This window comes from Corynebacterium gottingense (genome assembly GCF_002285125.1).
Lineage (GTDB): Bacteria > Actinomycetota > Actinomycetes > Mycobacteriales > Mycobacteriaceae > Corynebacterium > Corynebacterium gottingense.
Genome location: NZ_NSGN01000012.1, coordinates 1 through 13840, shown reverse-complemented (window position 1 = coordinate 13840; position 13840 = coordinate 1). Strand labels below are relative to the sequence as shown.

General features: G+C 67.1%; 13 protein-coding genes, 1 tRNA gene and 1 other RNA gene. 7 read left to right on the top strand and 8 right to left on the bottom strand.

Translation table 11 applies throughout. The annotated features are described in order from the left end of the window. Positions 1-9 precede the first annotated feature (9 nt). The 6 genes from recR to CKJ82_RS10680 form a co-directional block, all read right to left on the bottom strand. Positions 10-636 (bottom strand): recombination mediator RecR, encoded by a 627-nt coding sequence (recR, locus tag CKJ82_RS10705; protein WP_095275233.1) that lies wholly within the window; start codon positions 634-636, stop codon positions 10-12. Positions 637-745: 109 nt separating this feature from the next. Further along, positions 746-1132, bottom strand: a complete 387-nt coding sequence (locus CKJ82_RS10700) for a YbaB/EbfC family nucleoid-associated protein (protein WP_095275234.1) — start codon at positions 1130-1132, stop codon at positions 746-748. A 109-nt stretch (positions 1133-1241) separates the two neighbouring features. Beyond that, positions 1242-3485 (bottom strand): DNA polymerase III subunit gamma and tau, encoded by a 2244-nt coding sequence (locus CKJ82_RS10695; protein ID WP_095538175.1) that lies wholly within the window; start codon positions 3483-3485, stop codon positions 1242-1244. Positions 3486-3496: 11 nt separating this feature from the next. Next, complete coding sequence (locus tag CKJ82_RS10690) at positions 3497-4039, bottom strand: suppressor of fused domain protein (protein WP_095538131.1); 543 nt, start codon at positions 4037-4039, stop codon at positions 3497-3499. Next, the gene (locus CKJ82_RS10685; RefSeq protein WP_276291594.1) at positions 4029-5324 is read right to left on the bottom strand and encodes an aspartate aminotransferase type Ic; all 1296 of its coding nucleotides are present in this window, start codon (positions 5322-5324) and stop codon (positions 4029-4031) included. The genes CKJ82_RS10690 and CKJ82_RS10685 overlap by 11 nt, the downstream gene beginning before the upstream one ends. A 106-nt stretch (positions 5325-5430) precedes the next feature. Beyond that, positions 5431-5519, bottom strand: a tRNA-Ser gene (locus CKJ82_RS10680). Positions 5520-5668: 149 nt separating this feature from the next. On the opposite strand from CKJ82_RS10680, the gene ffs reads away from it, so the two are divergent. Further along, an RNA gene (gene ffs, locus CKJ82_RS10675) (signal recognition particle sRNA small type) lies at positions 5669-5767 on the top strand. A 284-nt stretch (positions 5768-6051) separates the two neighbouring features. Beyond that, positions 6052-6543, top strand: coding sequence for a ferritin (locus CKJ82_RS10670; protein WP_095538129.1), 492 nt, complete (start codon positions 6052-6054; stop codon positions 6541-6543). A gap of 12 nt (positions 6544-6555) precedes the next feature. Here the strand turns inward: CKJ82_RS10670 and gluQRS are convergent, their stop codons facing one another. After that, entirely contained in the window at positions 6556-7461 is a 906-nt protein-coding gene (gluQRS, locus tag CKJ82_RS10665) for a tRNA glutamyl-Q(34) synthetase GluQRS (RefSeq protein WP_095538128.1), read from the bottom strand. 15 nt (positions 7462-7476) lie between these two features. Here gluQRS and CKJ82_RS10660 point away from each other — a divergent pair, with 15 nt between their 5' ends. From CKJ82_RS10660 to CKJ82_RS10640, 5 genes are all read left to right on the top strand, one after another. After that, entirely contained in the window at positions 7477-8172 is a 696-nt protein-coding gene (locus CKJ82_RS10660) for a queuosine precursor transporter (RefSeq protein ID WP_095538127.1), read from the top strand. Between the two features lie 120 nt (positions 8173-8292). Beyond that, complete coding sequence (locus tag CKJ82_RS10655; protein WP_095275241.1) at positions 8293-8457, top strand: antitoxin; 165 nt, start codon at positions 8293-8295, stop codon at positions 8455-8457. A gap of 163 nt (positions 8458-8620) precedes the next feature. After that, positions 8621-10009, top strand: a complete 1389-nt coding sequence (locus CKJ82_RS10650) for a TetR/AcrR family transcriptional regulator (RefSeq protein ID WP_095538126.1) — start codon at positions 8621-8623, stop codon at positions 10007-10009. 15 nt (positions 10010-10024) lie between these two features. Next, on the top strand, positions 10025-10756 hold the full coding sequence (locus tag CKJ82_RS10645) for an ABC transporter ATP-binding protein (RefSeq protein ID WP_095538125.1): 732 nt from the start codon (positions 10025-10027) through the stop codon (positions 10754-10756). Next, positions 10757-13309, top strand: a complete 2553-nt coding sequence (locus tag CKJ82_RS10640) for an ABC transporter permease (RefSeq protein ID WP_095538124.1) — start codon at positions 10757-10759, stop codon at positions 13307-13309. A gap of 16 nt (positions 13310-13325) precedes the next feature. Here the strand turns inward: CKJ82_RS10640 and CKJ82_RS12170 are convergent, their stop codons facing one another. Beyond that, complete coding sequence (locus CKJ82_RS12170; RefSeq protein WP_369825041.1) at positions 13326-13577, bottom strand: type II toxin-antitoxin system RelB family anti-toxin; 252 nt, start codon at positions 13575-13577, stop codon at positions 13326-13328. Positions 13578-13840: the final 263 nt, after the last annotated feature.

The following is a 13840-nucleotide window of genomic DNA, read 5'->3' as shown; positions in this document are numbered from 1 at the left end:
GGGTCCCGCTTACAGCTTCAAACGGCCGCTAAGCGCGCGCGACAGCGTGAGCTCGTCCACGAACTCCAAGTCGCCGCCCAGCGGCATACCCGACGCCAGGCGCGAAATGGTCAGCTCCGGGAAGTCCTTGAGCAAGCGCACCAAATAGGACGCGGTCGCCTCGCCCTCGGTGTCTGGGTCGGTGGCCAGGATTACCTCGCTGACCTGCGGCGAATCCTCGCCGTCGCGGTCCGGCAGCACTCCACCGATGCGCTTGAGCAGCGGGGCGATGGCGAGGTCCTTCGGGCCGACGTTGGCCAGCGGGTCCAGCGCCCCGCCGAGCACGTGGTAGCGCCCGCTGTACTCGCCGGTGCGCTCGATGACCTGGATGTCCTTGGCGTCCTCCACTACGCACACCGTGGTGGCATCCCTGCCGGAGTCGGCGCAGATACGGCATACCTCGTCGCGGGAGACGTTGTTGCAGATCCGGCAGAACGTCACGCCGTCGCGCACCGCAGCCAGCGCGGAGCGCAGCCGGTCAATGTCCTCCGGCTCCGTCTTCAGCAGGTGGAAGGCGATGCGCTGGGCGGATTTGGGGCCGACGCCGGGTAAGCGCGAGAACTCGTCGATCAGGTCCTGCAGCGGGCCTTCAAACATGGCATTGCCTCCTTGGTTTGCCCTGATTTGCTTTGGTTTGCGGGGGTACTACACGCCAAAGCGCCCGGCCCCACGGCCAGGCGCTACAGACGTAAAAACAGTGCGGTGCTTAGATGATGCCGCCGAACGGGATCTCGCCGTCACCAGCGGACTGGCCGCCGGTCGGGCCGCCCTGCTGGCCCAGGCCGGAGCCGCCGGTCAGCGGGCCGATCTTCTCCTGCGCGAGCTCGCCGGCCTTGGTGTGCGCGTCGCGGTACGCAGCGAGGATAAGGTCCTGCAGGGACTCGACGTCTTCCGGGTCCACCGCTTCCTTCTTGATCTCCAGGTTGGTGATCTCAGCGCCGCCGGTCATGGTGACCTTCACCAGCTCGCCGCCGGCGGTACCGGTGACCTCAGTAGCCAGCAGCTCCTGCTGGGCCTGCTGCAGCTGCGCCTGTACCTCCGCCGCCTGGCGGATGAGGTCCTGCATATCGTTCGGCATGTTCGGCTCGGTCATGGTGTGCAACCTTTCTCAGTATTGTTTCCCCCGACTGGGGCGGTGCGTTCCCGGCCTAGTGTACCCGTTCCCGCGCCGCCTTCCGCGCCTGTTTGCTACCAGCGAACGGCTACATCGGCTTCGCGCCGAGTTCCTTACTCAACAGCTCCATGGCCACCTCGGTGGCGTCGCGGTGATCGATCGTGCCCTCCTCCGAGAACGCCTGTTCAGCCATGTCGCGCTCCTCGTCCTCGCGCGTGTACGCCGGAGCCGGCTGCGGTGCCGGCTCCGGCTGCTGCGGCGCCGGTGCCGCCTGTGGCTGTGACTGTGACGGAGCCTGCGCCGGGTCCTGCGGCAATCCGTCGCCGTCGGCGTACGGGTCGTAGTCGGGCTCGTCGTCCATCGGCTCGGGCGGCAGCGGGATCTCGTCGCGCTCGCGCTGCGCCTTTTCCGCAGCCTTCCGGCTCGCCGCCTGCGCGGCGGCCTTCCAGTCGTTGGCTGTGTTCTTTTGGTTCTTTTGGTTCTTCTGGCTCTTCTGTGCTGTCGGCGCCCCCGCAGGCTCCTCCGGTGCCGGCTCGTTCGAGGAGGTCCCCTGGTTCGGGTTCCACACCTGCTCCGCGCGCGGCGTCGCCCGCGGTCGCACGTTCGCCGCGGACGGGTCGGTGCCCACTACGCAGCGCACCTGCACGCGACGTCCAAGTTTCTCCTCAAACACAGCGACGATGTCGGCGTTGTTGCGGTCCGCGTTGATGCGCTCTGCAAGCGCGCCCGTGTTGTGGCCGATCACGAGGGTCTGACCATCCACGCCAAGGGGCTTCGCCTCCGTGAGCATGATTTCCGCGACCTTGTTGCGCTTGCCGACGGACTGGCGCAGCTGCGTCCAATCGCGGTGGACGCGCTCGAACAGCTCGTCAGGGTCCTGGGAATCCTGGGCCTGAGCAGCCGCAGGCTCCTGCGGCGCGGGCTTCTGCTGCTTTGGCTCCTGCGGCGTGGGCTCGGCTGGCGCAGCCGGCCTGGCGGGTTCCGCGGGCGGGGTGGGCTGCGGCTTTTCCTGCGGAGGAGTTTCCTGCGGCGCCTGCTCGCGCTGCTGCGGCTCCGGCCGCGGGGCACGCTGCGGCGGCGGGGTGGACTTGCTGCGCACCTGGCCTCGCCCACCGGCAGCCGCCGCAGCGGCCGCCGCCGCAGCCGCAGCGCCGCCACCAGCGCCACCACCAGCAGAGCCGCCGGACGCTGGCCGCTGCGCCGGGGCGGCAGAACCGGGAGCGGGAGCCCCGGCCCCACCATCGATGGTGAGCAGGTGCGCCATCATGACCTCCAGCAGCAGGCGCGGCGAGGTGGCGCCGCGGAGGTCCTGGATGCGGTCGTTGACCTCGGTGGCCAGGGCCGAGAGCTGCGCGGGGCTGAACTGCTCGGCTTCTGCGCGGAGGATGTCGGCGCGGTCCACGGGGGCGTCGACAAGCCCCTGCCCAAACGCGTCGGGGACGGTGCGGACCACGAGCAGGTCGCGCAGCCGGTCGAGGAGGTCGAGGGCGAAGCGGCGCGGCTCGTGGCCGGACTCGATGACGTTGTCGATGGTGTGGAAGATGGCGGAGGCATCGCGGGAGGCGAGGGCGTCCACGGCGGCGTCGAGAAGCGAAAGGTCCGTCACGCCAAGCAGCGGCAGCGCCAGGTCGTAGGTCAGGCCGTCGGGGCCGGCACCGGCAAGCAGCTGGTCCAGCACAGACAGGGTGTCGCGGGGCGAGCCGCCGCCCGCGCGGATGACCAGCGGATAGACAGCATCGTCGACCTGCGCGCCCTCCTCGGCCACGACGTGCTCGAGCAGCTCGCGCATCGCCTGCGGGGTGAGCAGGCGGAACGGGTAGTTGTGAGTGCGGGAGCGGATCGTGCCCAGCATCTTCTCCGGCTCCGTGGTAGCGAAGATGAAGATGAGGTGCTCCGGCGGCTCCTCCACGATCTTCAGCAGCGCATTGTTACCGGACTGGGAAATCATGTGCGCCTCATCGATGATGAAAACGCGGTAGCGCGACTCCGCCGGCGCGAACATGGCGCGCTCGCGCAGGTCGCGCATGTCGTCGACGCCGCCGTGCGAGGCCGCGTCCAGCTCCATCACGTCCAGGTTGCCGGACCCGCCCGGCGCGAGCGAGCGGCACGAGTCGCACACCCCGCACGGGGTGGACGTCGGCCCCTCCACGCAGTTCAGGGAGCGGGCAAGGATGCGGGCCGACGAGGTCTTGCCGCAACCGCGCGGGCCTGAAAACAGGTAGGCGTGGTTGATGCGCCCGTTGTCCAGGGCGGTCGACAGCGGGACTGTCACCTGCTCTTGGCCAATTACTTCACCAAAGGTCGCGGGACGATATTTCCGGTAGAGAGCCACGCCGCCCAAGTTTAGGCATCGCGATGCCAGTCGGCCATTGCGGCCCCGCGCCGCCGCATCCGCCGCTCGAGCACAGCCCCGCCTTGCTCCGAGGCAATGGCGAACTCGTCGTCTGTGAGCAGCACCAGCTCCAGCAGCAGCGTCAGGCGCCCGGGCTCGCGCACCAGCGGCGTGCCCTGCTCGAACAGGCGCGGCTCGCGCAGCCACCCGTGCCGCACACTCACCCCAGCCGGCAGGTCCACCCGGTCAAGCAGGTGCTCCAGCAGCACCCCGGGCTGCGCGGGCACGCCCAGCTCCAGGACCATCGTCGCGGCGGCACCCAGTGCGGCACCGAGCAGTTGCTTATCGACGCCCGCGTGCACCACCATCTCGCACCGCACATCCGTACCCGTCTCAGATTCGAGGGCGAGTCCGGTATCTACCTCGGAAAACCCGCAGGTGGCGGCGATCCCCTCGGCGGCGAGGGCGGGGAAGGGGGCGGGTGGGGCGTCGATAAGCGATGGCTCCGCGGGCAATAACGAGCGGAGCCACTCCGCGGCCTGGTTAGGCCTCACGCTGCTCGATGGCGGCGAGGAGGACGCACAGCGCGACGCCGTCCATCGCCTCGACGACCTCATCCAGCGGCGGCAGCGACGGCGCGAGGCGCAGGGTGCGGTCGTGCGGGTCATCGTGCAGCGGGAACGGGGAGCCCGCCTGCGTGAGCTTGATGCCGGCCTCCTTGGCCAGCTGCCACACGCGGGTCGCGGTGCCGTCCGGCACGTCCAGGGACACGAAGTAACCGCCCTCCGGCCTGGTCCACTGAGCGATGCCGTAGCCGTCGAGGCGATCCTCCAGCGCGCGGTTGACGGCCGCAAACTTCGGACCGAGCGACCCGGCGTGCTTGCGCATCACGGCGCGGACTCCCTCCGCGTCGTGGAAGTACATGGCGTGCGCGAGCTGGTTCCGCTTGTTCGGGCCGATGCCGCGCACTCCCGCGATCTTGGTGTACCAGGCCAGGTTCTCCTCCGAGGAGGCGAAGAAGGCCACACCTGAGCCCGCGTGGGTGATCTTGGACGTGGAGCTCATGTACCAGAAGCGGTTCGGGTTGCCCTCGGCCGCGGCGATCTCCAGCACGTTCGGGTTCTCCGGGAACTCGTCGGTGAGCGTGTGGACGGCGTAGGCGTTGTCCCACACGATGCGGAAATCAGGCGCGGCCGTCTCCATCGCGGCGAGGCGGTCGATCACCTCGCGCGAGTAGACCGTGCCGGTGGGGTTGCTGAAGACGGGCACGGTCCACATACCCTTGACCTGCGGGTCCTTCGCCAGCTCCTCGACCTTGTCCATGTCCGGACCGTCGGCGAGCATGGGCACGGTGACCATCTCGAAGCCGAACAGCTCGGTGATGGAGAAGTGGCGGTCGTACCCCGGCACCGGGCAGATCCACTTGACGTGCTCCTCGTCCTTCCACGGGCGCGCGGAGTCATTGTTGCCAAACATGTAGGAGAAGGACACCAGGTCAAACATGATGTTCAGCGAGGAGGAATCGCCGGCGATGACCAGCTTCGGGTCCACACCGAGCACCTCCGCCCACAGGTTGCGGATGTCCGGGATGCCCACGCCGCCGCCGTAATTGCGCACGTCGCCGCCGGCGCTGTCCGCGAAGTGGTCCTTGCCCGGCAGCTCCAGGAGCTCGTTGCCAAAGTCCAGCTGCTCGGACGACGGCTTGCCGCGTGTCAGATCCAGCTTCAGGCCCTTCGCCTGCAGGTCGGCGTACTGCGCGCGGACCTCTTGCGCCAGATCAGCGAGCTGCTCCGGGGTGTGGTCTGTCAGCGGAGTGTGTCCCATGTGCGATTCACGCATCCAATCGTGGGTAGGCGATAACGTTTTGCTCCGATCTTACAACGGGGCTGCGATCGCCCAGCAACGCAAAACCGGCACCTCGCGTGATTGCGGGGTGCCGGTGAGTTGGCGGAGGATGTGGGATTTGAACCCACGAGGGTATTGCTACCCGCACGCGTTCCAGGCGTGTGACATAGGCCGCTAGTCGAATCCTCCAATGAGTAACGCTCACAGCGTCGTGGCAATACTTTAGCGCATGCGCCTATTCGGTCCAAAACCGCTGGGCAAGGGGTGTGGCGGGGCGTCGATAGGCATTGGGCTCTGGCGGGGTTTGGAGCTCGCGGGAATTGTTGGCTACAGTGTGGGGCAGGATCCCACGCGGTGCTTATCTTGTGAACTCCCCCAGGGCGGGAACGCAGCAAGGGTCAGCGAGCTCTGGCAGGTGCGTGGGGTCCCCTTATTTTTGCCGGGGGCTGTGCGCCTGGCGGGGCTCGCCGGGGGCGAGTTCCGTCCTGTTTGACGAGAACCCCTTGACAAAGATGCGAGACGTTGTCCGCATCCTCGTCATCCTGCGCTCGTCATCTAGCCAAAAACACCGGAAACCCCCACACCCCGGCAGGCAACAGCCCCGTTTGACGAGGACGCCGGGGGTCTTCGAGAGGTGGCGTAGCGGCACAGCACTCGTACGCCGTTTCCGGCTAGGCTTGGCCACACGACATCAGCCCCGCAGAAGAAAGGCCCGATCACCATGGACGCAAAGCTTTACGACGTCATGAACGCCCAGGTCACCGAGGAGTACCTCGCCGCGTACCTGTACCGTCACCTGGCCAACGAGATGACAGAGCTCGGTTTCGACGGCGCTGCCACCTGGTTCATTGCGCAGGCGCAGGAAGAAGTGGAGCACGCCGCCAAGTTCACCAAGCACCTCCAGGACCGCGGGCAGCGCGTGGTGCTCACCAGCATCGAACTCGACGCGCCAAAGATCGCGAGCCCGCTCGAAGCCTTCAAGGCTTCGCTTGAGCACGAGCAGAAGGTGACGGCGGAGATTCGCCACATCGCCCGCGTCGCCGACGAGGTGGGGGATCTGGAGTCCCGCGACACCATTAACTGGTTCCTCTCCGAGCAGGTTGAAGAGGAGTCGAGCGCGCAGGGCATCATCGACAAGCTGGAGCTCGTTGGCAATGACGGCGCGGGACTGCTGCGCATCGACGAGCAGCTCGCACAGCGCGGCGACGAATAAGACGAGGAGTCTTCAGTCCCTCCAGACCCAGGGTTCGCGCGGTAGCGCCCCTGGGTCGAACTGTGTCAGCAGCTCCCCGACGCTGCCCACGCCGGGGCAGCCTATCGACGCCGCAATCTCCCCCACCACCGCCTCCACCGGCCGCTCGCGCGTCATCTCTCGCAGCGTCACCGCCCCGTCGCGCTTTGCCAACCTGCGCCCCTCCCCGTTGACCACCAGCGGCACGTGCACGTACTCGGGCTCCTCGTAGCCCAGCAGGTGGGCCAGGTAGGCCTGCGCGGGCGCGGAAAACGCGAGGTCATCGCCGCGCACGACTTGGTCGATGCCCTGCTCGCCGTCGTCCACAACCACGGCGAGGTTGTACGCCCAATCCCCCGCCTGGGCCTGGTTGAGGTTGCCGCCGCGGCGCAGGATGACGTCATCGACCGGCCCGACGACCTCGCCGGCATAGAAATCGCGCGCGAGCCACTCGGTGACCCCGGCGCGCAGCCGCAGCGCCGGCATCCGCCCCTGCTGCGCAAGCTCGGCCCGCTTCGCCTCGCGCTCGGCGTCGGTGAGGTCGCGGCACGTGCCCGGGTAGAGGCCGGGGCGGGCGTGCGGAGCGCTGGCGGCCTCGCGGATGTCACGGCGCGTGCAGTAGCACTCGTAGGTCTCCAACCCCTCCAGCGCGGCGGCGTAGCGCTCCCCGTTGTCGGATTGGTAGGTCACCGGCGGGTCGAAGTCCAGGCCCAGCGCCTCGAGGTCCTCGATCTGCCGCGCGGCCGATTCCGCGCTGGAACGCTCCGAGTCAATGTCCTCGATGCGCAGGTAGAAGTCACGGCCGGTGCGGCGAGCGAAGAGCCACGCCAGCACAGCGGTGCGCAGGTTGCCAAAGTGCAGGTCCCCGCTCGGCGAGGGCGCGTATCTCCCAGCAGACATGCCCCGAGCCTACTTATGGTTGAATACTCATTCGTGACAACCCCAAATACCCCAGTTTCCCGCTCCCCGTACCCGATCCTGCTCGCCGTCTTCTGCGCAGTGTTCCTCATCTCCAACATCACCGCGCAGAAGGGCGTGGCGTTGGGGCCGTTGCTTACCGACGGCGCGTTCTTCCTCTTCCCACTCTCCTACGTCATCGGCGACGTCCTCGCCGAGGTCTACGGCTTCAAGGCGGCCCGCCGCGCCGTGTTCACCGGCTTTGGCATCGCCATCCTCGCGGTCGTCTCCTTCTACATCGCCATCTGGCTCCCCGCCGCGGACTTCTACGACGCCCAGGACACGTTCGCCTCCGTGCTCGGTCTGGTGCCGCAGATCGTGGCGGCGTCGCTGGCCGGCTACGTGGTGGGCCAACTCTCCAACGCGTGGGTCCTGCAGAAGATGAAGGACCGCTTTGGCACGGGCAACCTGTGGGCGCGCCTGATCGGCTCCACCGTCGTGGGCGAGTTTGTGGACACGCTCCTGTTCTGCGCGATCGCGGCGAGCGTGATCGGCATCAGCACGGCGGGCGACTTCATCAACTACGTCCTGGTCGGCTTCCTGTGGAAGACGCTGCTGGAGGTCGTGCTGTTGCCCATTACCTACCCGACGATTGCGTGGGTGCGTGGCGTCGAGAAGCGCAATGCTGGCCACGCGGACCTCACGGCGAAGTAACAATTCTCTTAAAATCCGCCAGATTGGTCGACGCGTCCGCAATTGGTCGCTACGTTGGGTGCCACTGGTTCCGAGAGGGGCCACGGATTAGCAAATACCCGAACGAAAGGATTTAGCACAATGGGCGTTTTTGACAAGGCAAAGGATGCACTGAACTCCGAGGAAGCTACCGACAAGGGCCTGGACAAGGCTGCGGACGCTGCCAAGGGCAAGCTCGGCGAGGACAAGGCCGACAAGGTCGACCAGGCTCGCGATGCTATCGACGGCAAGCTCGGCTCCGAGTAACCCTCGGTTCCCGTATTGACGGGCCGCACCCCTTCCCGGGCGCGGCCCGTTTTTCTATGAAGAAACTTTAATCACCCAAGCTACGCATAAGTTGTGCATAAACACTGAATGAGAAGCGGCGGTTTGGTGGGACAGGTGTCGAAGACGAGGTACACTGGCGAGGGTGAATGCAGAACAACACCCCGCCTCGTCCACAGGCCGCACAGGTTCCGTCAAGCTACACCTGTTGGACCAAGCCACCCGCCTCCTCGGCCGCGGGGGCCGCGACGCGCTGACCATCCCGGCAGCCGCTGACCTGGCAGGCATCACCGTCGATGAAGCGAAGACACTCTTCAGCTCCGACGAGGATCTGTATAGCGAGGTCAGCGCGTTCCTTGACGAGCGCCTCCGTGGCTTCGTCGACCAAGAGCTGACAAAGCTGCCCGCTGACGCGTCGGTGACGCAGAAGCTGCGCGCCAACGCCACCGGTTACTTCAACCAGGCACTGGACAACCCCACCTACTTCGCCGCGTACAGCCGCTCGAAGGTGGCGCACCAGTTCCCCAGCTTTGAGGCGCAGGTCGACAACGCCCCGGACCTGGGCGCCTTCCCGCCGGCGACGACGCGCATTATCCGGCTGCTGGTGGAGCTCACCGAGGAGATGGGCATGCCGGTGGACAAAGCCCTCATCCTCCGCGAGACCATGGCGGTCCTCTCGGAGATACACGGCCTCGCCCACCTGGCCACGTTTGGCATCATGCGCCACCTCTCCCCCACTGCGAAGCGGCAGACCTTCCAGGCGGCCCTGCAGACTCTGCTGTCCGGCCTCGCTGACACGATCAAGGAGGGCCACATCCTGGCCTTCGAGCCGGAGCACATCAAGGGCGAGCTCCTCGAGCCGTTTACCACCAAGGCCAAGGACATGCCGCGTGGCACCAGAGACGAGGCGCGCGAGGCCCTGTTCCGCGGCGCCGCCGAGGTCGTCATCGCCCGCAGCGTCGACGGGATGACCCTGGAGGCCGCCGCCGAGCAAGCCGACCTCCCAGTGAGTACCGCGCGCCAGCTTTTCGACGGCGACGCGGCCCTCCTTCGCGAACTTGAGGTCCACCTCGACGAGGCCAACACCCAGACGATCCTGCGCCAGAGCAGCTTCGTCTCCGAAGGCTCGCCGGGCCTGACCTACATCAAGGCCACCGGCTTCGGCTACCTGCAGTACGCGCTGACCGACCCGGTCGGATTCGTCGCCCTCATCGAGATTGCCAGCCGCTCCATCGTCCCCGTCTCCTTCGACGACGAGGGCGGCACCGCCCAGCCTTTCGACATGGGCAAGGCGTTCACCTTCCTGATGAATATCGTCCGCGACGCGATCTCGCAGTCCGACGGACCGCGCTCCACCTGGGTGCTCTACACCCAGATGATGGCGCTGTGGGCATCCATCCACGGCGTCTCACAGCTCGCCACCATCGGCGTCCTCGCCTACGACAACCAGGACTTCTGCTACCGCATTACCTCCCGAGTAATGGACATCCTGCTCCGCGGCATGATCAACGTCCTCGAGCTGCGCCCGCAGTAGTAGCGGCGTAATACCGTGGCCACACCGCCAGCAGCGCGCGCCGTCGACCTGGTCAAAACCTACGGCCAGGGGGAGGCGCAGGTGACCGCCCTCGACGGCGTCAACGTGGAGTTCCGTCGCGACGAGTTCACCGCCATCATGGGCCCCTCCGGCTCCGGCAAGTCCACCCTCATACACGTCATGGCCGGCCTGGACACCGCCACCTCCGGCTCCGCCTACATCGGCGAGACCGACCTCTCCGCCCTGGGCGACAAGGCACTCACCGCTTTACGACGCGACCGCCTCGGGTTCATCTTCCAATCCTTCAACCTCGTGCCCACCCTCACCGCGGCGGAGAACATCACGCTGCCTACCAACATCGCGGGCCGCACCATCGACCGCGCGTGGTTCGGCGAGATCACCCAGCGCCTCGGGCTGACCAAACGCCTCACGCATCGTCCCGCCGAACTTTCCGGCGGCCAGCAGCAGCGCGTCGCCTGTGCCCGCGCGCTCGTCTCCCGGCCCGACATCATCTTCGGCGACGAGCCCACCGGCAACCTGGACTCCAACTCCTCCGCCGAGGTCCTGGACATCCTGCGCACCTCCGTGGACCGCGACGGCCAAACCGTGGTGATTGTCACCCACGACGCCCGGGCCGCCTCCTACGCCGACCGCGTAATTTTCCTGCGCGACGGCAACATCGTCGACTCGCTGGCGCGCCCGGACATGGACACGATCCTGCGGGTCATGTCCGCCATGGAGGGATAGATGGCCTCCCCGATGGCCACGGTGTCGCTGCGTAACGTGGCCGCCCACAAGCTCCGGCTCGCACTCACGGTGCTCTCGGTCGTACTGGGAACCGCGTTCCTCTCCGGCGCGCTCATGTTCACCTCCATGCTGTCCGCCACCTTCGACTCCGCAGTGGGCACCGTCCTCGACGGCACCGACGCGGTCATCCGGCCCGGCGAGGGCAAGGGCGCCATCCCGCGCGAGGAGGCCGACGCAATCGCCGCCGACCCCGAGGTAGCACGGAGCAATATTTTCGCCGAAAAGTCCATCGTTGCAGCTCGCGAGGATGAGGAGGCCATCCAAACCCAGATGGGCGGCTCCCGGGTCAGCGTCTACTACGGCGCCCAAGACTCCGTCGGCGCGCCCACGGAGCTCACCGCGGGCCACGCCCCGGACGCGCTCGGCGAGGCCGTCGTCAACGCCAACGGCGCCGAGCACTACGGCATCACGCTCGGGCAGCACCTCATCGCGGTGGACAAGGACGGGCGCCACGACATCATCGTCACCGGCGTCTACGACGACGCCCTCTCGCAGAAGACGTCGCTGCAGTTCCGCGTGAGCCCGGAGACGTACACCGAGTTCTACACGCGCGGCGACACGGTGCCCGCGCTCACGGTGGCGGCGGAGCGTGTCGGGGACGAGGCAATCGTCGAAAAGCTTCGGGCCGCGCACCCGGACCTGAAGATCGCCACGGGCACTTCCGTGGCGGAGGAGACGAGCGCGCAGATCCGCGAGGCGTTGAGCTTTGTCAGCTACTTCCTCATCGCGTTCGCGCTGGTGGGGCTGCTGGTGGGCACGTTCCTCATCGCCAACACCTTTTCCATGATCGTGGCGCAGCGGACCAAGGAGTTCGCGCTACTGCGCGCGCTCGGCGCGACGCGCGGGCAGATCACGCGCTCCGTCGCACTGGAGTCCGCGCTGGTTGGCCTGCTCGGCTCCGCGCTCGGCGTGGCCGCCGGCGTGGGCCTGGTCGCCGCGATCAAGCTGACGATGCGCTGGTACGGCCTGGACCTGCCGGACGCGGGTGTGGGGCTATCTTGGCAGGCCGTCGCCGTGCCGCTGGTCGTGGGCACCGTGGTGACGGTGCTGTCCGCACTCGCGCCGGCGCGCCGCGCGGGGCGCACCCGACCCGTCGAGGCGATGCGCGCGAGCGAATCGGCCACGCCCCAGCCCTTGACATGGCGCACGGTTGCCGGCGTGCTGCTCATCGGTGCGGGCGTCGCAGCCGCCGCCGCGGGCATGGCGTGGGACGGCGGCTCCACCGGGCGCCGGGCTGCGCTGGTGGGCGCGGCCGCGTTGGCGGCGATCACCGGCCTGTTCCTCGCCGGCCCGGCGCTCAGCCTGCCGGTGGTGCCGCCGTTTGGACGGGCCATCGGGCTGCCGTTCGGTGCCGTCGGCAAGCTTGCGTCCACGAACACGCACCGCAACCCGCGACGCACCGCCACCACCGCCTTCGCGCTCATGCTGGGCATCGCCCTGGTCACGGTGATTGGCATGCTCGGCGCGACGATGAAGCACTCCGTCGACGACGTAGCTAAGAGCGAGGTCAGCGCAGACTACGTCCTCTACGGCCCGGAGCTCGGCTCGTTCCCTGTGCCCAGCGACCTGCCGGACCGGCTCGCCGAAACACCGGGCGTCGAGACCGTGACCAGCTACAGCCAGGCGCCCGTGACCGTTGGCGGCGAGTACGGCCACCAGCTCGGGGCCGCCGGCGCCACCGACGTCATCGACGGCAACACCGCCGACCTGCTGCAGCTCACCATGGTAGAGGGCACCGCGGACCTCACCGGCGACACGCTCATCGCGCCCGCCGAGGTCGCGGCGGAGCGCGGCTGGCACGTCGGCGACACGCTCGAGCTCGCCGCACCCGGGGTGTCCACCGATACCGTCGAGGTCACCGTGGGCGGCCTTTTCGAGGACTCCAACATTCTGCAAACCTTCGTCGTTTCCGGCGAGGCGGCCGCCCAGGTGGCCACGTGGAAGGCGGAAACCATCCTCATGGTGGGCGTAAGCGGCGACGGCACCGTGGACCAGGCGCAGCTGCGCACCAACTTGGAGGATGCGGTGCGCCACGACATCGTAGTGCAGGTCCGCTCCGCCGAGGACGTCGCGGGCGAGGCCGCCACGCTGATCGATCAGATGCTGTTCATCCTCTACGCGCTGCTCTCCCTGGCGGTAATCATCGCCGTCCTCGGCATCATCAACACGCTCACGCTCTCGGTTATTGAGCGCCGCCAGGAGATCGGCATGCTCCGCGCCGTGGGCACGCAGCGCCGCCAGATCCGCACCATGATCACGCTCGAGTCGGTGCAAATGTCCGTCTTCGGTGCCACCCTCGGCGTCCTGCTCGGGCTGGGGCTCGGCTGGGCGTTCCTGACCGTGCTGGAGAGCCAAGGCTTATCGACGATCATCATCCCCGGCCGTCTCATCGCCACCGTCTTGGGCGGCTCCGTGATCGTTGGCGCGCTGGCTGCGCTATGGCCCGCCCGGCGCGCCGCGTCCACCCCGCCGCTGGACGCGATCGCCGACTAACTTTTCGGCAAAAAGTTCATTTCCCCTGGTTATAGACAGAGACGGAGGACGACTCCAGGGTCATTTGCAAGTCCAGCGTGGTGAGAATCTTAAGCAGAGTATCAACCGTGGGGTTCCCTAGCCCGTTTTCGATCCGGCTGAACTCGGCTTGCGGAATCCCGGCACCGTCGGCCACCGCTTGCTGGGAAAGACGCCTGTTTTGACGCGCGGCAGCTAGCGTCGCGCCGATCGCGTCACGCGCTGCGATCTCCGGCCGCCTCGTGCACACGCCTCGCTTCAACCGAAGCTTGCTCTTTGTACGGCTTCATGAATTCTTCGTACTTCGTTGTGGGCATTACCCGCACCTCCCCTGCAGCTATGAACATCCACAGGTCTATGTGTTTTAACACATATCGTCAACGTCGCCTTTCCACCCGCCAATGGTTCAGTGCAGCTCGAAATCTGTGGCGTACTAATATTTTCATTTTCCCAGAATAGTTGGAGCTTTGTTCTCCTATTAGTAACTTTAGCCATTCACGGACTGCGCTCTTA

Coding starts and splice junctions, on each gene's coding strand:
- recR (WP_095275233.1), bottom strand. CDS start 636: ATGTTTGAAGGCCCGCTGCAGGACCTGATCGACGAGTTCTCGCGCTTA.
- CKJ82_RS10700 (WP_095275234.1), bottom strand. CDS start 1,132: ATGACCGAGCCGAACATGCCGAACGATATGCAGGACCTCATCCGCCAG.
- CKJ82_RS10685 (WP_276291594.1), bottom strand. CDS start 5,324: ATGCGTGAATCGCACATGGGACACACTCCGCTGACAGACCACACCCCG.
- CKJ82_RS10670 (WP_095538129.1), top strand. CDS start 6,052: ATGGACGCAAAGCTTTACGACGTCATGAACGCCCAGGTCACCGAGGAG.
- gluQRS (WP_095538128.1), bottom strand. CDS start 7,461: ATGTCTGCTGGGAGATACGCGCCCTCGCCGAGCGGGGACCTGCACTTT.
- CKJ82_RS10660 (WP_095538127.1), top strand. CDS start 7,477: ATGGTTGAATACTCATTCGTGACAACCCCAAATACCCCAGTTTCCCGC.
- CKJ82_RS10655 (WP_095275241.1), top strand. CDS start 8,293: ATGGGCGTTTTTGACAAGGCAAAGGATGCACTGAACTCCGAGGAAGCT.
- CKJ82_RS10640 (WP_095538124.1), top strand. CDS start 10,757: ATGGCCTCCCCGATGGCCACGGTGTCGCTGCGTAACGTGGCCGCCCAC.